The sequence below is a fragment of the Mesorhizobium sp. WSM2240 genome (genome assembly GCF_040438645.1).
Classification (GTDB): domain Bacteria; phylum Pseudomonadota; class Alphaproteobacteria; order Rhizobiales; family Rhizobiaceae; genus Allomesorhizobium.
This window is the reverse complement of record NZ_CP159253.1, coordinates 4,000,709-4,020,052: the sequence shown is the minus strand read 5'-3', so window position 1 is coordinate 4,020,052 and position 19,344 is coordinate 4,000,709. Positions and strand designations below refer to the sequence as shown.

Sequence of the window (19,344 nt, the reverse complement as noted above, 5' to 3'; positions counted from 1 at the left end):
GAACGAAGGCTATCTCGCGCCCAGTGCTACCAACCCTGTTCGGTCGAATTTCGTCCCTCACGTCCAATCCAAATTGATGTTGGTGATTTTCTCGACCTGAATCTGGCGCCGGATGTCTGCGATACGCCTGGCAAGTTCGGGCGAGAAACGTTCATGCGTTTCGACGTAGATTTGGCCAATGCTTCGATGAACTCCTTTATGCAATAGCGCTTCCAAAAGCTCGGCCTCGGCGCCCTCTATATCGACTTTGAGCAACGCCACGGGATCACCAAGGCTCACGATGAACTCAGGCAGGTCGATCACATCCACTTCGGCTACGGCGACATCGAGATGCGCTCTCTTTTTGATGAGAGACGACCCCTTAGTATGCTTGATGTCTCCAGCTACGTCCGGCCGTTGATAAAACATCGCCTTTCGATTTGCGCCGCCAACCGCCTTTTCGATTATCGTTATGCCGGGGTCATTGGTGAAACGGCGCTTGAGGATTTTGACAGCGACCGGGTCCGGCTCGAAGGCGATGACACGGGACCCTTTGCGACGCATCAGATAGGTAATATTGCCGAGATTTGCTCCACAATCAACGCAGACCGAGCCCGCGGGCAATTTGCGAAGATATTCGTGGAACTCGCGGAGCGCGCCGCTCCTCCCGGAGTTCTTCCGCTTCCTGTAGAGATGCCACCGGATCCAATGTTCTAAGTCGCTTTCTATACGCATGGCGCCCTTATGACACATATTGCGACCCACGCAACGTGCGCGCTGACCTGGCCAAAGCGCTCCCGCATCGTCCGATCTTGCATTCATTGCTGCGCGCCATTACTTCAAACGAGACGCCACGAGGTTTTTGCCATGTCGACGACCGGACCGAACCGCATACTCGATGAATTTGCAAAACTGGTGACAGATGCCGCGGGTGCGGCGCAGGGCGTCAGGCGCGAAGTCGAGACGGCGTTCAAGGGCCAAGCCGAAAAAATCCTGAATTCGATGGATGTCGTGCAGCGCGAAGAGTTCGAGGCGATGCGCGAAATGGCCATCAAGTCGCGCGCCGAGGCCAAGCGCCTTGCCGCGCGCATAGATGCGCTGGAGGTCCGCATAGCAGAGCTTTCGGGTGCGAAAGCCGCGGATGTGGTTTCTCCGACTGTTTCCAAGGCCAAGCCAAAAAAATAATTCTTTAACTTTTCCACAAAGCCTGATCCGGAAAAGCGCTTTGCGCTGAATCGCTTATCCGGCTTGCGTGAATCTTTATGACAGCCACTTTCCACACCCTTATGCCGCACTGCGCAAAAAGGGGCTGGTCACGCGACTCCGCATCAATAGACTGAATTTGTTGCATGATTCGGAGCCGGATCATGCGCCGGGCGGCGGGGCTCCGGCTTGGGGTCTGTTGCGCCATACCGTCCTGCCAGTCTGAGTTCGCGAATTTTGTTCGTCGTGTGTGCCTTTCCCGCGGAGCGCGCGGGGCGCTCCCGTAACGACAGGAAGCATTTCATGGAACTTCTCGAACTCGAGTTTGCTCGCGAAATCCACCCGGTGGATGTGATCGAGCATGTCGCGAGCCACAACGACTGGGCGTTCGAACGCACGGGCGACGATGAAATATCGATCTCGGTTGCGGGAAGCTGGACCGACTATCATGTCTCTTTTTCGTGGATGGAGGATTTCGAGGCCCTGCACCTGGCCTGCGCTTTCGACATCAAGGTGCCGGAGAGCCGGACGCTGGAAATCATGCGGCTCCTGTCGCTGATCAACGAGCAGATGCTGTTCGGTCATTTTGACCTATGGGAGCAAGAGGGGGCGATCATGTTCCGTCAGTCGCTGCTGCTCGCCGGCGGTGTGGAGCCGTCCAGTCAGCAGGTCGAGGTGCTGCTGTCCTCGGCGTTGGAGGCCTGCGAATGCTATTTCCAGGCTTTTCAGTTCGTCGTCTGGTCGGGCACCTCGGCCAAGGACGCGTTGGCCGGCGTCTTGTTCGAGACATTCGGCACCGCCTGATCATGACTGCAGCAGGCGGGCGAAAGCCCGAGATCAGCTTTGCCGATTTCGATCGCGTCGACATCCGCGCCGGCACGATCGTGGAAGCCGAACCCTATCCGGAAGCCCGCAAGCCGGCGATCAAGCTGAAGATCGACTTCGGTCCGGAGATCGGCGCCAAGAAATCCTCTGCGCAGATCACCAAATACTACAGTCCGGAGACGCTGGTGGGGCGGCAGGTGTTTGCCGTGGTCAATTTCCCGCCGCGCCAGATCGGCAAGTTCCTGTCTGAAGTCCTGACGCTCGGATTTCCGGACGAGGATGGCGAGGTCGTTCTGGGTGCAATCGAACGCAGGGTGCCGGACGGCGGCAGGCTCTTCTGAATTGCATTTTGCAATCGCTGGAACTTAGGCGCGGCTGATTGCTTAATCATCCGTCGTTCATTCCGGCGGAGTAGCCCGTGCTGGATCTGTCCCAGGAAAGCACCCCGAAAAAGATAATGCCCGAACCGGCGGCTTCCGCGCGAAGCGCTTCGCTCGTCTATGTCAGCGACGAGGAGCCGGGCATTCGGCGTCGGCGAGCGGGCAAGGGCTTTTCCTATACGACGCCCGAAGGCGAGCGACTCTCCGACCCCGAGGCGCTCGCCCGGATCAAGAGCCTGGCGATCCCGCCGGCATGGACCGACGTCTGGATTTCGCCGGTCGAGAATGGTCACCTCCAGGCCACCGGCCGCGATCAACGCGGGCGCAAGCAGTATCGTTATCATCCGCGCTGGTCCGCCTGCCGCGACGAAGTCAAATATTCAAGCCTTGTGGACTTCGCGAAGGCTTTGCCGCGGCTGCGCGCCCGCGTCGATACCGATCTGAAGAGGCCCGGCTTGCCGCCGGAGCGTGTGATCGCATCCATCATCTGGTTGCTCGACAACACGATGATCCGCATCGGCAACAGCGCTTACGCACGCGATAACAAGAGCTTCGGGCTGACGACGCTGCGCGACCGCCACGTCGAGATCAATGGCTCCGAGATACGGTTCGCCTTCAAGGGCAAGTCGGGCAAGGAATGGAATCTCAGGCTTGTCGACCGGCGCATCGCCAAAATCGTGCGCGGCGCGCAGGATCTGCCGGGCCAGCAACTCTTCCAGTACAAAACCGCGGATGGCGGGCGCAGTGTCGTGCACTCACAGGATGTGAACGCATATATTCGGGAGGCAAGCGGCTCGGACTTCAGTTCCAAGCATTTCCGCACCTGGGGCGGCACGATCTGCGCGGTCTCGCTCTTTGCCGCCACGCCGGTTCCCGACACCAAGTCGGCGGCCGCGCGGGTGACCAACGAAATCGTTGACCGCGTGGCGGCTCGGCTCGGCAACACCCGGACTGTGTGCCGCAATTGTTATATCCATCCGTTGGTCATGGAACGCTGGTCGGAGGGGCGGCTCGCCGACGAGATGGCGGCCGTCAGGCGATCGTTGCGCAAACCGATCGACGGACTGGACGAAGAAGAGACCCTGGTGCGGAAATGGCTTTCCAACGCCGGAAACGGCATTGGATAACGATGCTGCAGTCGGCCGACGCCCTACAACGGTATCTCCACCTCGCCATGTGCGGCGCGTATGTGGCGCAGGAACAGCGCCGCGCATGACGACCAACTGTAGCACATCGCCTTTGCTCGGGCGTCGCCGCGTGGGATTGCGAGTGCCGTCCGAATCGCCTGGCTGAGATCTTCGGAAAGTGCTCCGCCTAGCCCGTCGCCGAGCACATCGAGAGGGCCTGTCACCGGATAGGCGGCGACCGGCAGGCCACTCGCCAATGCCTCCAGAAGAACGATGCCGAACGTGTCGGTCCGGCTGGGGAACACGAACAGATCGGCAGATGCATAGATGTCGGCAAGCTCTTCGCCGGTGCGGGTGCCGAGAAAGACCGCATCTGGGTACTGTGCCTTCAACGTGGGAAGCGCCGGTCCATCGCCGACCACCACCTTACTGCCCGGCAGATCGAGATCGAGAAATGCCGACAAGTTCTTCTCCACAGCTACTCGGCCCACCGAAAGCAGGATCGGCCGCGGCAGGTCGAGCGCCGGCCGGCGGTCTGGGCGATAGGTCTGCGTGTCGACGCCACGCGTCCAGAGCCGCACATTGGTGAAGCCGCGTTGCGTCAGTTCGGCGGCAAGCGAAGGGGTTGCGACCAGCGTTCCGGCGCCCGCATTGTGGAAGCGCCGCAGCCAGCGATAGGTCCAGCTCTCGGGGATGGGAAGGCGGGCGCGAAGATATTCTGGAAACCGAGTGTGGTAGCTCGTCGTGAAGCTGACGCCCCTGGTGAGGCAAAAGCGCCGAGCCAAAAAGCCGAGCGGCCCTTCCGTCGCGATATGGACGTGGTCGGGATTTGCCGCGCCGATGCGGCGTGCGATCTGGCGCGGCGTGGTCAGCGCCAACCGGATGTCGGAGTAGGAGGGCAACGGGATGGTGCGGAAGCCGGCCGAAGTCACCAACTCGACCGCATGGCCGCCGGCGGCGAGCTCCTGTGCAAGCCTGTCCAGCGTGCGCACGACGCCGTTGATCTGCGGGTGCCAGGCGTCGGTGACCAGCATGATCCGCAACTTCGCGGGCAGCTTTTCCACCCCGAGCTTCTTGGTTGCCAGCCGATCCATGCTTCCGGACATCGAATCGCCGGCCCCTCGTTCCGCATGGCGGCGTTTCAACACCGCTTCATGACGGGAGAATGAATTGGCCGATCCGGCGGGCAAGCTTTACCGCGGATTCATCTCCGCTCGCTTGACATGACGAGCGGACGCTTGGGGTGTTTATCCCGCCGATCGCCACAACAAGATCTTCTAAACGTAACCATCAGGCGGGTAACCGGCGCAGCTGGCGAAAACGGCGCGGCACCGGGCATTGCGCCCTGCCGTGTCCGAATTGCCAATAATCCTACGCCGGCACCCGAACTATGACCCTGAGTCCGCCCATCGGGCTGTCCTCCAGGGTTATATCGCCACCATGGCTGCGAGCTATATCGCGGGCAATGGACAGGCCGAGGCCGGTGCCGCTGGCATCGAGGTTACGCGCTGCATCCAACCGCATGAACGGCTTGAACACGTCCTCTCTGCTTTCGGCGGGCACGCCGGGGCCGTCATCGTCAATGATCATGGTCAGTGAACCGCGTGTGTGGGTGGCGCTGACGCGGACGTTTTTCGCGTAACGGAATGCGTTGCCCACGACATTGGACAGCAAGCGGTTGAATGCGTTGGGACGGACATGAATGTCCGGGTCGCCGGTCAGCGAGGTCGTCAGCGTGCGCTTGCGCAGCTTGGCTTCCTCGGAGAGTTTCTCGAAATAATCGGTCAGGTCGAACCGGCCGGGATCCTCGAGCGCTTCGCCGCGCGCGAAGGACAGGTAGCCCTCCAGCATCGCCTGCATATCATTGACGTCCTGGTTGAGCGCCTCGGTATCCGCCTTCGCCCCGCTCAGCGCAAGCTGTAGCTTGAACCGCGTTAGGATGGTGCGCAGATCGTGGCTCACCCCGGTCAGCATAGCGGTGCGCTGCTCGATCTGGCGCTCGATGCGCTCGCGCATCTGTATGAAGGCGAAACCCGCGCGCCGCACTTCCTCGGCTCCGCGAGGGCGGAAATTGCGCGGCATGGGCCGGCCCTTGCCGAAGCTCTCGGCCGCCTCGGCAAGCTGCAGGATCGGCTTGATTTGGTTGCGCAGGAACGGGATGGCAATCATCAGAAGCACAAGCGATGTGCCGACCATCCAGACGATGAAGATGTGGGTGTTGGAGGCGTAGGCTTGGCTGCGGCGCACAAAAACCCGCAGCACTTTATCTTCGAGTTGGATGCGTACCTCGACCACATCGGAGGCCCCCACCGTGTCGATCCAGAACGGACGATCGATCTGGTCGGTGATTTCCGCCGAAAGAATCTGGTCGAGGATCGAAAAGAACGGCTTGGGCCCGGGCGGCGGGAGCGGGTCGGGTGGAAGAATGTCGATCTTCAGCCGCAGCCGCTCCTGAGCGATACGGATCACGTCGGCGTAGTTGTCGCCCTGCGGATAGGTTTCGATCATGTCGATGATTGCCGCAATATCGCGGGTGACGGCGGTGGAAAGCCGCTGTGTCACCGTCTGCCAATGGCGTTCCATGAACACCAGCGTCACCACGGACTGCAGCAGGATCATCGGCGTGATGATGATGATCAGCGACCGTGCATAGAGCCGCTTGGGCAGATAGAACGAGACCAGCCGCCAGAACCTTTTCCAGCCTTTTGGGATCGAGGCGGCAATGCGCAGCACCTTGGCTGCGAAGCCGTCATTTTCCGTCCGATCCACTTCGGAAGTCGCCATTTATCATTCCTGCCGACGCGGTCCGCCTAGCGCCATCTGGCGGCAGTCTATTCCACACAAGATGGTTCCGAAAGCGAAAGACCGCCAGCAGGGCAAGCCGCGCCCCGTCGGGGCGGTCGGCCGGCGCCGTATTTGGCTATTCGACGCTCAGCCTGTAGCCGATGCCGCGCACCGTCTGCAACCAGACGGGGTTGGCGGGGTCACGTTCAATCTTGCGCCTGAGCCTGTTGATCTGCACGTCGATCGTGCGCTCGCCGACATCGGCCTCGCCGGCCACCAATTCGTGGCGCGGGATGGTTTCCCCAGCGCGCGCGGCGAATATCGCCAGGATATCCTGTTCCCGGTCGGTGAGCTTGAGCGGCTCGCCGCCCTTCTTCAGTTCGCGCCGCGCGATCTGGAACGTATAAGGACCGAAAACCAGTTGCTCGACCTTCGGCGTCGCCGCCGGCCCCCCACGGCGCAGGATGTTGTTGATGCGAAGGATGAGTTCGCGCGGGTCGAATGGCTTCGGCAGGTAGTCGTCGGCGCCGGCCTCAAGGCCGGCAATTCTGCTGTCGGTTTCCGACAGCGCCGTCAGCATCAAAATGGGAACAGGTTTTTCCGCCCTCAGGGATTTCGTCAGGTCCACGCCGTTCTCGCCCGGCATCATGACATCGACGATCAGCAGGTCGAAATCGAGGCCGGCAAGCTGTCGCCTGGCCTCGCCGGCATTACCGGCGACGGTAATCCGAAAGCCGTTTTCTGTCAGATACTGCTTCAAAAGATTGCGGATGCGGGTATCGTCGTCGACGACGAGCAGGTGTGGTGCGTCATCATCCGGCGCTGCCGAATTGTTGGCCAGTTCATTGCTTTCCATGGTCTTCCCCTGGCATGTTGCCCGGCAAATTGTCGATTTGGGCGCGCAATTCCGGGTTTACCATCGCCTTAAGAAATCGCTCGATTCCTTCGCGCTCGGTGGTTGTAGAGCTTTCCAATGCGGCACGGATGCGGCGCGACTGTGGCCGGGCCAGCGCCAGCGCCAGCGTCCTGCCTCGCGCGGTGGGATATAATTCGCGCTGACGCCGGTCGCGCGGGCCCTGGACCTGTGTGACATGGCCGCTGTCGATCAGTTGCTTAAGCACGCGCGCCAAGCTCTGCTTGGTGATCTTCAGAACGTCGAGCAGTTCGGCGACGGTCAGGCCCGGCTTGCGGTTGACGAAGTAGAGCACGCGGTGATGGGCCCGTCCGAAACCATACTTTGCAAGAATCAGATCGGGATCGGAGGTGAAGTCGCGATACGCGAAAAAGAACAGCTCGATGATGGCGAGATCGATGCCGTCCTCGCCGGAGAGGGCCGTCCTGATGGGTTTGGCGTTCGCGCCGGTGCTGTCTGCCATGGGTTTTCGAAGAACTCTCAAATTTATGTCAGCCATGTTGACATATTTTTCCACTGTTGGTAATTTTTGCCAAGCTTTTCGGCGGATTGCGAACGAAAAGGCGAGCTAGCGTGGTTTTTCCTGGAACTTCCTGAGTTTGCCTTGGCTTTCATATACGCCTACTCTTCATGGCAGCGGCCGTTGCTGCGAAGCCGGCCGAAATTGATAACGACGTGCGGGCGAAGACCCGCGGGAGGTTATGATGGCATCCGTTCCTTTCGATCAACTCGAAGGCTTCATCTGGATGAATGGCGAATTCGTCAACTGGGGGGACGCCAAGATCCATGTTCTGACGCATGGCCTTCACTACGCCAGCGCCGTATTTGAAGGCGAACGTGCCTATGGCGGCGAGATCTTCAAGCTGACCGAGCACACCGAGCGCCTGCACGAATCGGCGCGCATCCTCGGCTTCAGGATTCCCTATTCGGTCGCCGAAATCGACGACGCTTGCCGGGAACTGCTCAAGAAGCAGGGCTTTCGCGACGCTTATGTGCGGCCGATCGCCTGGCGCGGCAGCGAGCAGATGGGCGTTTCGGCGCAGAACAACCGCATCAACTGCGCCATAGCGATCTGGCAGTGGCCAAGCTATTTCGACCCGGCGCAGAAGCTCAAGGGGATCCGGCTCGATATAGCCGAATACCGCCGGCCTGATCCGCGCACCGCGCCGTCGCGCGCCAAGGCCGCCGGGCTCTACATGATCTGCACACTGTCCAAGCATGCCGCCGAGGCCAAGGGCTATGCCGACGCCATGATGTTCGACTGGCGCGGCTATGTCGCGGAAGCCACCGGCGCGAACATATTTTTTGTCAAGGACGGCAAGATCCATACGCCGGATCCGGATTGCTTCCTCAACGGCATCACGCGCAAGACCGTCATCGATCTGGCACGGGCGCGCGGATTGGAAGTGGTGGAGCGCGTCATCATGCCGGAAGAACTGGACGGCTTCGAGCAGTGCTTCCTGACGGGGACGGCAGCCGAAGTCACGCCTGTTTCGGAGATCGGACCATACCGCTTCGAGGTGGGCGAGATCACCAAGACGCTGATGAACGACTATTCCGCGGCCGTTCAGCCCAAGCACGCTATTGCCGCGGAATAGGCCGGCGTTCATGCTATTTCCACGGGCGGTCTTCGGGCCGCCTGTTTCATTTCAGCGGTAGCTCATTTGACTTTCGTATAATTCCGTCTCTGATGAGCGCACCGACTCGCGGAGGTCGGTTATCGTTGGAGGGAAACTACATGGAAGCGCTTCTTCCGATCATCGTACAGGCAGTGACCGGCGCCATTGGCGGGCTCGGAGCAGGAGCCGCGCTGAAGCAGGCGGCGATGAGTACAGTGACCAAGGTGATTTCGGGTGTAGTCGGCGGTATTGGCGGTGGACAGATTCTCGCGAGCGTCCTTAGCGATCCTAACGTGTCCGGCGCCTTGACTGGTGTGTTGGGCGATGCGGTCGGCGGGCTTGTCGGCGGCGGCGTTTTGACGGCGATCGTCGGCGCCGTGATGGGCGCGATGAACAAGCGCTGAGCGCCAGGAAAGAAATTGCAAACGGGCGGCCCAAAAGCCGCCCGTTTTTGTTTGACCAGCGGATATCATGGACGGGGCGGCGTGTCTCGCCTAAATGGAGGCGGGCCAGCGAGAGGAAAGACATGGGTCAGTTGAATGCCGGCATCGTTCCGGTCACGCCATTCGAGCAGAACTGCACGATCCTGTTCGACACCGACAGCAAGCAGGGCGTCGTGGTCGATCCGGGCGGCGATGTCGACCGCATTCTCGCGGCGCTTGCCGACAACAACATCACCGTCACGGCGATCTGGCTGACCCACGGCCATATCGACCATGCCGGCGGGGCGATGGACCTGAAGGAAGCGCTAGGCGTCGATATCATCGGGCCGCATGAGGCCGACAAACCGCTGCTCGACAATATCGAAAACCAGGCGAAGCGGTTCGGCCTGACAGGCGGCGGCGTGCGCAACTGCATTCCTGACCGTTTCCTGGACGAAGGCGAACGAGTTTCCTTCGATGGGCATGTCTTCGAGGTGCTGCATTGCCCCGGGCACGCGCCCGGCCATGTCGTCTTCTACAACCGCGCGGCCAAATTCGCCCATGTCGGCGACGTGCTGTTTCGTGGTTCGATCGGCCGCACCGATCTTCCAGGCGGCGACCAGGCCAGCCTGATCGCCTCGATCAAGGAAAAGCTCCTGCCGCTCGGCGACGATATCGGCTTTATTTGTGGGCACGGGCCAGGCGGGCGGTTCGGCGAGGAAAGGCTGAGCAATCCTTTCCTAACATGACAAAGGCCGGACCGCGCAAACGGTCCGGCTTTTTTTCGTCCGTATTCAACTGCGGTTATCCGGCGACGCAGAAATGCCTGCGGCCGTCATAACCGGTAAAGGTGCCGGTGCGGGCGTTGAAGCTGCGGTAGCGGTCTTCGCAGTAGCGGTACCATTCCGGCGTCCAGGGCTCCAGCGCGCCGGCATAGCCCTCGTCGACATAGACGCGTTCACGCCGGACCGGATAGTAGCGGCGGTCACGCGGGTAGTAGCGGCGGTCGCGCGGATAATCGTAATCGTCATAGACGCGGTATTCGGGCCGCGAGGCGTTGGCGGCGCCGACTGCGAGCGCGCCTACGGCAAGGCCGAGGATGCCGGCAGCGACTAGGTCGCCGTCGGATGAATGATCGCGGTGATGGCGGCGCCAGTTATCGCCGGCATTGGCGGCAGGCATGGCGGCGAAAGTGGTGGCGGCGACTGCGGCCGAGAGAATGGCGGTCTTGAGGATGCGGTTCATGTCTGTCTCCTTCGCACCTGTCCCGAATGCGGTGGGCAGGCGTTGAAACCGGAAATACGCCCCGGCATCTGAACGCAGGCTGAACGCGACCCGACAGCCGCGCCGCACCCGCATTTCGCGGAAATGCGGCGCAATTCGGAATGCGCGCGTCAGCCGATCGACAGGTTGACCGCTTTCGGGCCCTTGCCGCGCTTGTCCGGTTCCGTCTCGAACGTCACCTTCTGGCCATCCTCGAGGCCGGGCAGGCCCGACGCCTGGACGGCCGAGATGTGAACGAAAACGTCCTTGGCGCCATCATCCGGCGTGATGAAGCCGAAGCCTTTGGCATGATTGAAGAATTTTACTGTGCCGGTCTGCGGCATGGGAACTCCCTCCAAGCGTGGTCCATGTCCGGCGGTCGAAATCCGCGCGGTCCCGGACGTTTGCTGGAGGAGCAGAAACAGACTTGTCGCGCCGGGGCTCTGCCGAAACCCTCTCGTTTCGCGACCCACCCGAAGTCTTCGCTGTCATACCCCGGGCAGGCTATTCCAGTCTCCGGGCCGGCAAATGCCCGAAGCCAGAATTTGTCCTTCATTTTCGGGACAGGGGCAAGCAAATCTTTTGCGGGCGAAAACAGCGACTTCGCAGCCGCGCCGGACATGCGAAAAAGCGCGGCAGACCGGCTGCCGCGCCTTTTCAAAATTCGTCTGGGGCGGCTTACGCTGCGCTGAGATTGACCGCCTTGGGGCCCTTGCCCATGCGGTCGGGCTCGACGTCGAAGGTGACCTTCTGGCCGTCGATCAGCGTGCGCAGGCCGGAAGCCTCGATCGCCGAGATGTGGACGAACACGTCCTTGGCGCCGCCATCGGGCGTGATGAAGCCGAAGCCTTTGGTGGCGTTGAAGAATTTAACGGTTCCGCTCTGGGACATGGGAGAACTCCTTCACCCGTTTCGTTGGTCTGTTTCCTGCCGTACCGCCGCGCCCCGGTGGCAGGCTCCTCTCAGTGCTTGGCGGTCGTGCATTCGCGCAACGTCGAACCCCCCGCCAAAAGAAGGGGTCGTCAGATATTCACAGTGTCGGGGAAAGGTTTCGTCCAAAACGTTCCAGTCTCCGGGTCAGCAAATGCCCGAACACGAAATTTATCGCACGGAAATACATTCGAGGCAAGATGGCGGCCCGTTTGCGTTGCATGCGATGGTTTCCGAATTGAAACAACTGCTGAAGCGGGCAGGGATTGCATTTGTCCGTGGAATCGGAAGGATCGGCGTCGAGCGGCGGACGGGCCGGAGGAGAGCGATCGATGATTTCCAGAGCAGTCTTTTGGCGCGGCGCATTGCTGGCGTTCGTCATGGCGGTGGCCGCCGCCTGTACGGTGGTGGTCGACGAGCCGGGGCCCGGACCACGCCCACTGCCGCCCGGACCGGATTTCTGCACCCGCGAGTACGACCCGGTTTGCGGGCGGCGCGGACAGGACCGGCAGACCTTCTCCAATGCGTGCCTGGCCGACCGGGCCGGCTACCGCGTCATCGACCGCGGCCAGTGCCGGCGCGACCCGCGCCCGCAACCGGACTTCTGCACCCGTGAGTACGACCCGGTGTGCGGACGGCGTGGATCGGAGCGGCGAACCTTCTCCAACTCCTGCCTCGCCGACCGGGCCGGCTACCGCATCATCAGCGAGGGCGAATGCCGCGGCGGCGGCGGAGGCGGCGAGGAGCCGCGCTTCTGCACCCGCGAATACCGGCCGGTCTGCGCGATCGGGCGCGGCAATGTCCGGACCTTCGGCAATTCCTGCGAGGCGCTGGCGGCGGATTATAGGATCGTCAACCCGAACGGCCCCTGCTGAGAGGCCTGGCGCGGCCTTTCCCTCCCCTCGAGGGAGAGGGAAACCCCGGCGCAGTTCATCGCAGCGTCTCAGCTTTCGGCCGGCGGCGCTTCTTCCGGCCGACGACTACAGGCATGGGCGGGTCGAACTTTGCGATTGTGTCGCGGATAACTTTCTTGCGGGCCTCGCTGCACTGATCGGCGAAGGCTATGCCCTGGGCGATGTCGACGGCGCGGGTCAGCAGCGCCTCCGGCCAGAGCGGCGCGTAGTGCGGGTAGATGGGATCGCCAGGCATGATGGCGTGAGGGTCATCACCCCTCACCAAGTTCGCCGAACCGCTCGGCTTCGCCTCGCGGGGCGAACTATCCTCTCCCGCAAGGGGAGAGGTAAGGGGCGCTAATTGCCCGGGCGGCCGGTCTTGCCGGGGCGGCGTTTCTGGCGGCGGGCGTCGGCGGCGTCTTCGTAGGAGCCGGCGCCGGGACGGGCGCGGCGTGGTTCGCCCTTCGACAAATGCTCAGGAGGCTCACCATGAGAGGGTCTGGGATCGTCGCCACCCCTCACCAAGTTCGCCGAACCGCTCGTCTTCTCCTCGCGAGGAGAACTATCAAGTGGGGCCGAGCCGCGGGTTTCGGCCGGTCCTTCGGACCCCGCAAGGGGAGAGGTGGCCGGCTTCGCAGGCTTGACTCCTTCGACAGGCTTTTCGGTGCGGCGGACGGTCATCTCGTCGAGCGAGTTCTTGCGGAAGAGAGATTTACCGTCGTCCGGCATGCCATAGTCGGAGCCGTGGGCTTCGGCGGCGGTCTGCTTCTTGAACAGCGAGCGCGGGACGGCGTTGGCCGGCGTCGCGTAATCGCCCGAACGGCCCATGTCGTCGAGGTCGGGCTTGGCGAAGAGGGAAGATGGCGCGCTGCCTTTTCCACCCCCACCCCGGCCGCCTTCAGCGGCCGACCCTCCCCGCAAGGGGGAGGGTGAAGCGCTCCCCACCGCCCGGTGGATCGCGCGGCCCTTGTTGTGCTTGCCCTTCTCGCGGCCGGAGACCGGGCTTTCGGCCTCGGCGTATTTGGCGAGCGGATCGTCGGAGACGGCGAGTTCCATCTCCGTCAGCCGCTTGATCTCGTCGCGCAGGCGCGCTGCTTCCTCGAAATTCAGGTCGGCGGCGGCGTCGCGCATCTTCTTCTGGAGATGTTCCAGATGGGCCTTGAGATTGTTGCCCATCAGCGCGCCCTCGGAAGTGAAATCCGAGATGTCGGCGCGGACATGGTCCTTCTCGTAGACGGAATCGAGAATGTCGGAAATGCGCGACTTGACCGATTCCGGGGTGATGCCGTTTGCCTCGTTCCAGGCCAGCTGCTTCTCGCGGCGGCGGTTGGTCTCCGCCATCGCCCGCTCCATCGAGCCGGTGATGTTGTCCGCGTAGAGGATGACCTTGCCGTCGACGTTGCGCGCGGCGCGGCCGATCGTCTGGATGAGCGAGGTCTCGGAGCGCAGGAAACCTTCCTTGTCGGCGTCGAGGATGGCGACGAAGCCGCATTCGGGGATGTCGAGGCCCTCGCGCAGGAGGTTGATGCCGACCAGCACGTCGAACGCGCCGAGGCGCAGATCGCGCAGGATCTCGATGCGTTCCAGCGTGTCGATGTCGGAGTGCATGTAGCGCACGCGCACACCCTGCTCGTGCAGATATTCGGTGAGGTCCTCGGCCATGCGCTTGGTCAGCACGGTGCAGAGCGTGCGGTAGCCCTTGGCGGTGGTCTCGCGGATCTCGCCGACCACGTCGTCGACCTGAGTTTTTGCGGGACGCACCTCGACCGGCGGGTCGATGAGGCCGGTCGGGCGGATGACCTGCTCGGCGAAGACGCCGCCGGATTCTTCCATCTCCCAGCCGCCGGGGGTTGCCGAAACGGCGATGGAGAGCGGGCGCATGGCGTCCCACTCCTCGAAGCGCAGCGGGCGATTGTCCATGCAGGACGGCAGGCGGAAGCCGTATTCGGCCAGCGTCGCCTTGCGGCGGAAGTCGCCGCGATACATCGCGCCGATCTGCGGGACGGTGACGTGACTCTCGTCGACGAAGACCAGGGCGTTGTCGGGGATGTATTCGAAGAGCGTCGGCGGCGGATCGCCGGGGCGGCGGCCGGTCAGATAGCGCGAATAGTTCTCGATGCCGGCGCAGGAGCCGGTGGCTTCCAGCATTTCGAGGTCGAAGCGGCAGCGCTGCTCGAGCCGCTGGGCTTCCAGCAGGCGGCCGGCCTTTTCCAGTTCGGCGAGGCGGAGCTGCAGCTCCTCCTTGATCGACTTGATCGCCTGGTTGAGCGTCGGGCGCGGCGTGACGTAGTGCGAGTTGGCGTAGATCTTTACGCTCTTCAGGTCGCCGGTCTTGTGGCCGGTGAGCGGGTCGAACTCGGTGATGCTCTCGATCTCGTCGCCGAACATCGAGATGCGCCAGGCCGAGTCCTCAAGGTGGGCCGGAAAGATCTCGATCGTGTCGCCGCGCACGCGGAACGAGCCGCGCACGAAGTTGACGTCTTGGCGCTTGTATTGCTGGGCGACGAGGTCGGCGAGAAGCTGGCGTTGGTCGAGGCGGTCGCCGACCTCCATCTGGAAGGTCATGGCGGTGTAGGTCTCGACCGAGCCGATACCGTAGATGCAGGACACCGAGGCGACGATGATGACGTCGTCGCGCTCCAGCAGCGAGCGCGTCGCCGAGTGGCGCATGCGGTCGATCTGCTCGTTGATCGAGCTCTCCTTCTCGATGAAAGTATCGGTGCGCGGGACGTAAGCTTCCGGCTGGTAGTAGTCGTAATAGGAGACGAAATACTCGACGGCGTTTTCGGGGAAGAATTTCTTGAACTCGGAATAGAGCTGGGCGGCGAGCGTCTTGTTGGGCGCGAGGATGAGGGCAGGTCGCTGCGTTTCCTCGATCACCTTGGCCATGGTGAAGGTCTTGCCGGAGCCGGTGACGCCGAGCAGCACCTGGGTGCGCTCGTTCTCGGAAATGCCGGTGATGAGATCTTTGATGGCCTGCGGCTGGTCGCCGGCCGGCTCGAAGTCCGAGACCATTTTGATCGCGACGCCGCCTTCGGATTTTTCCGGGCGGGCGGGGCGGTGGGGGACCCAGAGCTCGCCGTTCTTGTGGAGCGGGTTGCCGGATTCGATGAGCGCCGAGAGTGCGGCGACGGTGGCGGTGACGCCGCCGGAGGAGAGGGACTGCGCCTCCTCCAGGGTGACATCGAGGCCGGCGACGGGCATCAGGCCGGCGGCGGCGCGCTCCCTGGCGGTCGCCGCGCCGCCCATCGAGGTGCCGCGCGCGGTCTTGCTCGGGGCGGCGGAGCGCTCGGGGATTTTCCTGGCTGGCTTGCGCTGCCCCTCACTCTTACTCTCTCCCCGCGAGGGGACGTCGGCGTCGCGCCCGGCTTCCCGGGAAATCTCGTCGGCCCAATCCGAGATCGAGCCGTCGAACGGCGCGCCGGAAAACTGAGCCTGCGGCGCCTCGGCGAAGCCGATGCGATTGTCCTGATCCGCCGCCGCGGGCGGGTTCTTCTTTTCGGGGGATTTGGCCATGCGGCGAATATGGGAAGAATCGCCGGAAATGGAAAGGGTGACGCGCGGGCAAAGGCTCCGGAACGAATCACATGCTGACAGAAGGGTGTCAGGAAGGCGGGACCAGCCAAATGCGACGCCGATGCATCACCGACACAGGAGGCGGAGGAAAGCGCGTCCGGGCGGCTGCGAGGCTTGGCCCGGCAGGTTTTCAAGGTTATGAGGAGACCCTGATACGGCCGATTACCAAGCAGGCAAAAATGAAAAATGAAAAGATTACGCGCCGAGGGCTGATCGTAGGCGGCCTGGCGCTGATGACCTCCGGATGCATGTCGACGATACAGGATGTGGTGCAGCCGGTCCCGATTGCGCTTTCAGCGGACACCTACCGGGTGGATCCCCGCTATCGGCGGCAGCGGGTGCGGTACGACGGAGGCGAGGCGCCTGGAACGATCGTCGTCAATACATCGGAATACTATCTCTATTCCATTGAGGACGGCGGCTGGGCGACGCGCTACGGCGTCGGCGTCGGCGAGCAGGGCCTCACGCTCAAGGGCCAGGCGAGGATCGGCCATAAAGCGGTCTGGCCTTCCTGGACGCCTACCGCCAACATGATGCGGCGCAAACCGCGCCTGGTGCAGTATGCGGGCGGAGTGCCCGGCGGACCAAACAACCCGCTCGGCGCGCGCGCCCTTTATCTCTACCGCGGCGGGCGGGACACCATGTTCCGGATACATGGCACGAACGAGCCCTGGTCGATCGGTACATCGGTGTCGAGCGGGTGCATCCGCTTAACGAATGACGATATTATCGATCTCTACGAGCGCACCCCGGTAGGAACCACGGTGCTGGTCATCTGAATATTACAGCTATGCTACATTCCGTGATGGAACCGGCCCGTAACATTTCCGTTAGGCATACTGGCAACTAGCCCTAACTGTGTCTTTCCTGCACTAGGCTTGGGGCTGGTTCGCGACTAACCTTTACGAACCACTATTCGTGGTATTTGCCTGAGACTACCTATTCCGCCTCCGGGGAAAGGACCAATTTAATGAGCAGACTTCTAGTGACAGCGATTTCCATCCTTGCCGTCGCCAGCCTGAGCGGCTGTGGAACGATGGACATCGGCAAAGGGAAGGGGAAAGCTCCGCCGCCCGTCGTCGTCGAAGAGCCGGCACCGGCGCCCGTGTACAAGTAAACCGGCTTAGGCCGGTTGGGGAAAGGGCCGCTTGGTCCTTTCCCCATCAACAGCAATTCTGACCGGGCACGTCTCGGTCGTGAGGTCAGCAGTGGCGGGCATAATGACCCGCTTTCGCTCTGCGCTCCTCGGAGTTCGGGAATGAGATGACGCTTGTAAGTGGCCGTTTAATATCTGTGGCCCTGCTCGCGCTCGCAGCGGCATCGTGCCAATCGCAATCGCCGGAAAAACCTCAGCTGAATTACACGTCTGATGAACGGACCCTGGCGACCGCCGGGACGCCGACGCGCACGGTGAACTCAGCCGCAGGCCAGTACTTCATCGAGTTCCGCTCCCGCTACGCCTATACGTACGGGCACTCCTTTGTGATTTTCGGGCGCATGGACAAATCGGGAAGGATGATCAATCCCCAGGTCGCCGGGCTCGCTCCGAAATCCGACGATCCCAATATTTATATGCTCGGCCATCTGGCGCCCGTGCCGGCCTCGACCGGATGGACCGACGGCGATCTGGAAATCGCTTACCGGTCGGCAAGCTGGACGGTTCCGCTTAGCGAACCCGAATACAGGAAGGTCGTGGCATACATACGCAAGCTGCAGGCCAGTTCGCCGCTCTGGCACGCGTCGCTCTACAATTGCAACGCCTTCGTGGCCGACATTGCAAATTCCATGGGCTACAAGACGCCCGGCATCTGGCTCATGCCCCGAGATTTCATCACAAAGCTTCGAGAGATGAATGGCGGGCCGAATGCGATTGGCTATACCGGCCCGCCGGGGGTTGAATCCGGAAACGCCCCCGCCGCAACGGCCGTCCGTTAGGAGATCGATGTGTTTAGGCGGCCACGCTTCGGACGTTCCATAACGCCGAAAGGGCGCCGGTGAAGTAAGCATGTCAGTGAGTTCAGTTGGCGAGATCGCGTGGGTGCTCGGGATCGTCGCCTGGTATGTGATTCGATATCCCTTCGAGCGCCGGGCCAAGCGCGTGCGGGTCGTAACAGACCGCCGTTCGGCTTCCGAAATCGTCGGGCTTGCGGCGGCTCTCTTCGGCCTGGCGATCCTGCCGGGCTTCTACGTCGCGACCGGCATCCCGGAATCGGCCGACTATCCGGCGAGATGGTGGGCCGTCGTGCTCGGGGCCATCATCTTCGCCTCGGCGCTGTGGGTTTTTCGCAGGTCGCACAAGGAACTCGGCCGGAACTGGTCGATCACGCTGGAGATCCGCGACCGGCACGCGCTGGTCAGTGGCGGGCCGTACGCCGTCGTCCGGCACCCCATGTACACGTCATTCATGCTGATGGGCCTTGGGCAAGCCTTTCTGCTGTCGAACTGGGTCGCGGGACTGGCCGGGCTGATCGGCTTCGCAATCCTTTTTTTCCTGCGAGTGGACAAGGAAGAGCGTATGATGCTGGAGAATTTCGGGCCCCAATACCGGGCCTATATGGAGAGGACCAAAAGAATAATCCCTTATCTTTATTAGAGGTCCTGTCATGCGAGGCCGAGCCCTAAAGATTTCGGCGCCCCGACGGCTTGTCGGCGACCTGATGAGATTCTCGATCGGAGTGCCGCGCGTCACCGTGCAGCGTCACATGAATCTCGGCCCGCTGGTAAGGGCCAGGATGGCGCAGCAGCCCAAACCCTCCTGGAGCGCTATCTTCGTGAAGGGATATGCGCTTCTCGCGAGGGAGACGCCCGAGTTCCGGCGGGCCTACGTTAAACTTCCCTGGCCGCAATTCTACGAGTACCCGGTGAGCGTCGCCTCGATCGCCCATGAGCGGGAATATGAGGGCGAGCGGGCTGTGCTGCTGAGCCGCATCAAGGGCCCGGAGCGCTGCTCGATCGCCGAACTGCATGCGTCGATCCACACGGCGCGGTCACGTCCTGTCATGGAGATCAGGGAGTTCCGGCGCGCTTTGAGGATGGCCCGCGTGCCGACGCCGATCCGAAGGGCGCTGATGTGGCTCGGGCTGAATATCGCCCGGCAGAGGCCGAACTATTTCGGCACGTTCCAGTTCTCCGTCTATTCGGGGCTCGGGGCAGAATCCCTCAACCCGCTAACGCCACTGACCACTCTGCTCAATTACGGACCGATCGGAGACGACGGTTCGGTGACCGTCCGTATCCATTACGACCACCGGGTGATGGATGGAGCCAATGTCGCGCGTGCGCTCGACAGGTTCGAAGAGATACTGAACGGAGAAATCGCCGACGAGGTGATGCAGTTCGGCGAAAGCAGCCTGCCCGCTCAGAAAACTCCGCAAGCAGGCAAACAGCCGCGAACCGGCGCAGGCGGGTGAGCCGGGCCGGGCCCGGCCAA

The 19,344-nt window shown here is 62.3% G+C and carries 23 protein-coding genes; 13 read left to right on the top strand and 10 right to left on the bottom strand.

Annotated elements, in window-relative coordinates; all coding sequences use genetic code 11:
• Nucleotides 1-57: 57 nt before the first annotated feature.
• Entirely contained in the window at nucleotides 58-714 is a 657-nt protein-coding gene (locus ABVK50_RS19850) for an FkbM family methyltransferase (RefSeq protein WP_353644948.1), read from the bottom strand.
• A gap of 132 nt (nucleotides 715-846) precedes the next feature.
• Here ABVK50_RS19850 and ABVK50_RS19845 point away from each other — a divergent pair, with 132 nt between their 5' ends.
• The 4 genes from ABVK50_RS19845 to ABVK50_RS19830 all read left to right on the top strand — a co-directional run bounded on the left by ABVK50_RS19845 (nucleotide 847) and on the right by ABVK50_RS19830 (nucleotide 3,514).
• Nucleotides 847-1,164 (top strand): accessory factor UbiK family protein, encoded by a 318-nt coding sequence (locus tag ABVK50_RS19845; protein WP_353644949.1) that lies wholly within the window; start codon nucleotides 847-849, stop codon nucleotides 1,162-1,164.
• A 321-nt stretch (nucleotides 1,165-1,485) separates the two neighbouring features.
• On the top strand, nucleotides 1,486-1,986 hold the full coding sequence (locus tag ABVK50_RS19840; protein WP_353644950.1) for a YbjN domain-containing protein: 501 nt from the start codon (nucleotides 1,486-1,488) through the stop codon (nucleotides 1,984-1,986).
• A 2-nt stretch (nucleotides 1,987-1,988) separates the two neighbouring features.
• On the top strand, nucleotides 1,989-2,348 hold the full coding sequence (locus ABVK50_RS19835) for a tRNA-binding protein (protein WP_353644951.1): 360 nt from the start codon (nucleotides 1,989-1,991) through the stop codon (nucleotides 2,346-2,348).
• 116 nt (nucleotides 2,349-2,464) lie between these two features.
• A complete protein-coding gene (locus tag ABVK50_RS19830) occupies nucleotides 2,465-3,514 on the top strand; it encodes a DNA topoisomerase IB (protein WP_353645871.1) in 1,050 nt (349 codons plus the stop codon).
• Between the two features lie 23 nt (nucleotides 3,515-3,537).
• On the opposite strand, the gene ABVK50_RS19825 is transcribed toward ABVK50_RS19830, so the two are convergent.
• The 4 genes from ABVK50_RS19825 to ABVK50_RS19810 form a co-directional block, all read right to left on the bottom strand.
• On the bottom strand, nucleotides 3,538-4,557 hold the full coding sequence (locus ABVK50_RS19825) for a glycosyltransferase family 1 protein (RefSeq protein WP_353645872.1): 1,020 nt from the start codon (nucleotides 4,555-4,557) through the stop codon (nucleotides 3,538-3,540).
• Nucleotides 4,558-4,885: 328 nt separating this feature from the next.
• Nucleotides 4,886-6,226, bottom strand: a complete 1,341-nt coding sequence (locus ABVK50_RS19820; protein ID WP_353645873.1) for an ATP-binding protein — start codon at nucleotides 6,224-6,226, stop codon at nucleotides 4,886-4,888.
• Between the two features lie 208 nt (nucleotides 6,227-6,434).
• Nucleotides 6,435-7,154 carry a response regulator transcription factor gene (locus tag ABVK50_RS19815; RefSeq protein WP_353644952.1) on the bottom strand — a complete coding sequence of 240 codons (720 nt, stop codon included), beginning with the start codon at nucleotides 7,152-7,154 and terminating at the stop codon, nucleotides 6,435-6,437.
• Nucleotides 7,141-7,674, bottom strand: a complete 534-nt coding sequence (locus ABVK50_RS19810) for a MarR family transcriptional regulator (protein ID WP_353644953.1) — start codon at nucleotides 7,672-7,674, stop codon at nucleotides 7,141-7,143. The genes ABVK50_RS19815 and ABVK50_RS19810 overlap by 14 nt, the downstream gene beginning before the upstream one ends.
• A 241-nt stretch (nucleotides 7,675-7,915) precedes the next feature.
• Here ABVK50_RS19810 and ABVK50_RS19805 point away from each other — a divergent pair, with 241 nt between their 5' ends.
• From ABVK50_RS19805 to ABVK50_RS19795, 3 genes are all read left to right on the top strand, one after another.
• A complete protein-coding gene (locus tag ABVK50_RS19805; protein ID WP_353644954.1) occupies nucleotides 7,916-8,809 on the top strand; it encodes a branched-chain amino acid aminotransferase in 894 nt (297 codons plus the stop codon).
• Between the two features lie 140 nt (nucleotides 8,810-8,949).
• On the top strand, nucleotides 8,950-9,234 hold the full coding sequence (locus ABVK50_RS19800; RefSeq protein WP_353644955.1) for a hypothetical protein: 285 nt from the start codon (nucleotides 8,950-8,952) through the stop codon (nucleotides 9,232-9,234).
• A gap of 122 nt (nucleotides 9,235-9,356) precedes the next feature.
• A complete protein-coding gene (locus tag ABVK50_RS19795; protein ID WP_353644956.1) occupies nucleotides 9,357-10,001 on the top strand; it encodes an MBL fold metallo-hydrolase in 645 nt (214 codons plus the stop codon).
• A gap of 55 nt (nucleotides 10,002-10,056) precedes the next feature.
• Here the strand turns inward: ABVK50_RS19795 and ABVK50_RS19790 are convergent, their stop codons facing one another.
• The 3 genes from ABVK50_RS19790 to ABVK50_RS19780 form a co-directional block, all read right to left on the bottom strand.
• Nucleotides 10,057-10,497: a BA14K family protein gene (locus ABVK50_RS19790; protein WP_353644957.1), complete on the bottom strand. Its 441-nt coding sequence runs from the start codon at nucleotides 10,495-10,497 to the stop codon at nucleotides 10,057-10,059.
• 149 nt (nucleotides 10,498-10,646) lie between these two features.
• Nucleotides 10,647-10,859, bottom strand: coding sequence for a cold-shock protein (locus tag ABVK50_RS19785; RefSeq protein ID WP_165032707.1), 213 nt, complete (start codon nucleotides 10,857-10,859; stop codon nucleotides 10,647-10,649).
• 334 nt (nucleotides 10,860-11,193) lie between these two features.
• Nucleotides 11,194-11,406 (bottom strand): cold-shock protein, encoded by a 213-nt coding sequence (locus ABVK50_RS19780; RefSeq protein WP_353644958.1) that lies wholly within the window; start codon nucleotides 11,404-11,406, stop codon nucleotides 11,194-11,196.
• Between the two features lie 371 nt (nucleotides 11,407-11,777).
• On the opposite strand from ABVK50_RS19780, the gene ABVK50_RS19775 reads away from it, so the two are divergent.
• Nucleotides 11,778-12,320 carry a Kazal-type serine protease inhibitor domain-containing protein gene (locus tag ABVK50_RS19775; protein WP_353644959.1) on the top strand — a complete coding sequence of 181 codons (543 nt, stop codon included), beginning with the start codon at nucleotides 11,778-11,780 and terminating at the stop codon, nucleotides 12,318-12,320.
• Between the two features lie 55 nt (nucleotides 12,321-12,375).
• On the opposite strand, the gene ABVK50_RS19770 is transcribed toward ABVK50_RS19775, so the two are convergent.
• Complete coding sequence (locus ABVK50_RS19770) at nucleotides 12,376-12,621, bottom strand: hypothetical protein (protein ID WP_353644960.1); 246 nt, start codon at nucleotides 12,619-12,621, stop codon at nucleotides 12,376-12,378.
• A gap of 74 nt (nucleotides 12,622-12,695) precedes the next feature.
• On the bottom strand, nucleotides 12,696-15,854 hold the full coding sequence (gene uvrB, locus ABVK50_RS19765) for an excinuclease ABC subunit UvrB (RefSeq protein WP_353644961.1): 3,159 nt from the start codon (nucleotides 15,852-15,854) through the stop codon (nucleotides 12,696-12,698).
• 239 nt (nucleotides 15,855-16,093) lie between these two features.
• On the opposite strand from uvrB, the gene ABVK50_RS19760 reads away from it, so the two are divergent.
• From ABVK50_RS19760 to ABVK50_RS19740, 5 genes are all read left to right on the top strand, one after another.
• Nucleotides 16,094-16,693 (top strand): L,D-transpeptidase, encoded by a 600-nt coding sequence (locus tag ABVK50_RS19760; RefSeq protein ID WP_353644962.1) that lies wholly within the window; start codon nucleotides 16,094-16,096, stop codon nucleotides 16,691-16,693.
• Between the two features lie 191 nt (nucleotides 16,694-16,884).
• Nucleotides 16,885-17,031: an ABC transporter gene (locus tag ABVK50_RS19755; RefSeq protein ID WP_353644963.1), complete on the top strand. Its 147-nt coding sequence runs from the start codon at nucleotides 16,885-16,887 to the stop codon at nucleotides 17,029-17,031.
• A 146-nt stretch (nucleotides 17,032-17,177) separates the two neighbouring features.
• Nucleotides 17,178-17,849, top strand: coding sequence for a hypothetical protein (locus tag ABVK50_RS19750; protein WP_353644964.1), 672 nt, complete (start codon nucleotides 17,178-17,180; stop codon nucleotides 17,847-17,849).
• 70 nt (nucleotides 17,850-17,919) lie between these two features.
• Nucleotides 17,920-18,507 carry a protein-S-isoprenylcysteine O-methyltransferase gene (locus ABVK50_RS19745; RefSeq protein WP_353644965.1) on the top strand — a complete coding sequence of 196 codons (588 nt, stop codon included), beginning with the start codon at nucleotides 17,920-17,922 and terminating at the stop codon, nucleotides 18,505-18,507.
• Between the two features lie 10 nt (nucleotides 18,508-18,517).
• Nucleotides 18,518-19,324 (top strand): hypothetical protein, encoded by an 807-nt coding sequence (locus tag ABVK50_RS19740; protein ID WP_353644966.1) that lies wholly within the window; start codon nucleotides 18,518-18,520, stop codon nucleotides 19,322-19,324.
• Nucleotides 19,325-19,344: the final 20 nt, after the last annotated feature.

What these genes read in the sequence shown, in the direction of transcription:
- ABVK50_RS19800 (WP_353644955.1), top strand. Translation starts at nt 8,950, where the DNA reads ATGGAAGCGCTTCTTCCGATCATCGTACAGGCAGTGACCGGCGCCATT.
- uvrB (WP_353644961.1), bottom strand. Translation starts at nt 15,854, where the DNA reads ATGGCCAAATCCCCCGAAAAGAAGAACCCGCCCGCGGCGGCGGATCAG.
- ABVK50_RS19835 (WP_353644951.1), top strand. Translation starts at nt 1,989, where the DNA reads ATGACTGCAGCAGGCGGGCGAAAGCCCGAGATCAGCTTTGCCGATTTC.
- ABVK50_RS19775 (WP_353644959.1), top strand. Translation starts at nt 11,778, where the DNA reads ATGATTTCCAGAGCAGTCTTTTGGCGCGGCGCATTGCTGGCGTTCGTC.
- ABVK50_RS19845 (WP_353644949.1), top strand. Translation starts at nt 847, where the DNA reads ATGTCGACGACCGGACCGAACCGCATACTCGATGAATTTGCAAAACTG.
- ABVK50_RS19790 (WP_353644957.1), bottom strand. Translation starts at nt 10,497, where the DNA reads ATGAACCGCATCCTCAAGACCGCCATTCTCTCGGCCGCAGTCGCCGCC.
- ABVK50_RS19740 (WP_353644966.1), top strand. Translation starts at nt 18,518, where the DNA reads ATGCGAGGCCGAGCCCTAAAGATTTCGGCGCCCCGACGGCTTGTCGGC.
- ABVK50_RS19755 (WP_353644963.1), top strand. Translation starts at nt 16,885, where the DNA reads ATGAGCAGACTTCTAGTGACAGCGATTTCCATCCTTGCCGTCGCCAGC.
- ABVK50_RS19745 (WP_353644965.1), top strand. Translation starts at nt 17,920, where the DNA reads ATGTCAGTGAGTTCAGTTGGCGAGATCGCGTGGGTGCTCGGGATCGTC.
- ABVK50_RS19805 (WP_353644954.1), top strand. Translation starts at nt 7,916, where the DNA reads ATGGCATCCGTTCCTTTCGATCAACTCGAAGGCTTCATCTGGATGAAT.
- ABVK50_RS19750 (WP_353644964.1), top strand. Translation starts at nt 17,178, where the DNA reads ATGACGCTTGTAAGTGGCCGTTTAATATCTGTGGCCCTGCTCGCGCTC.
- ABVK50_RS19850 (WP_353644948.1), bottom strand. Translation starts at nt 714, where the DNA reads ATGCGTATAGAAAGCGACTTAGAACATTGGATCCGGTGGCATCTCTAC.
- ABVK50_RS19785 (WP_165032707.1), bottom strand. Translation starts at nt 10,859, where the DNA reads ATGCCGCAGACCGGCACAGTAAAATTCTTCAATCATGCCAAAGGCTTC.
- ABVK50_RS19795 (WP_353644956.1), top strand. Translation starts at nt 9,357, where the DNA reads ATGGGTCAGTTGAATGCCGGCATCGTTCCGGTCACGCCATTCGAGCAG.
- ABVK50_RS19815 (WP_353644952.1), bottom strand. Translation starts at nt 7,154, where the DNA reads ATGGAAAGCAATGAACTGGCCAACAATTCGGCAGCGCCGGATGATGAC.
- ABVK50_RS19760 (WP_353644962.1), top strand. Translation starts at nt 16,094, where the DNA reads ATGAAAAATGAAAAGATTACGCGCCGAGGGCTGATCGTAGGCGGCCTG.
- ABVK50_RS19830 (WP_353645871.1), top strand. Translation starts at nt 2,465, where the DNA reads ATGCCCGAACCGGCGGCTTCCGCGCGAAGCGCTTCGCTCGTCTATGTC.
- ABVK50_RS19840 (WP_353644950.1), top strand. Translation starts at nt 1,486, where the DNA reads ATGGAACTTCTCGAACTCGAGTTTGCTCGCGAAATCCACCCGGTGGAT.
- ABVK50_RS19780 (WP_353644958.1), bottom strand. Translation starts at nt 11,406, where the DNA reads ATGTCCCAGAGCGGAACCGTTAAATTCTTCAACGCCACCAAAGGCTTC.
- ABVK50_RS19810 (WP_353644953.1), bottom strand. Translation starts at nt 7,674, where the DNA reads ATGGCAGACAGCACCGGCGCGAACGCCAAACCCATCAGGACGGCCCTC.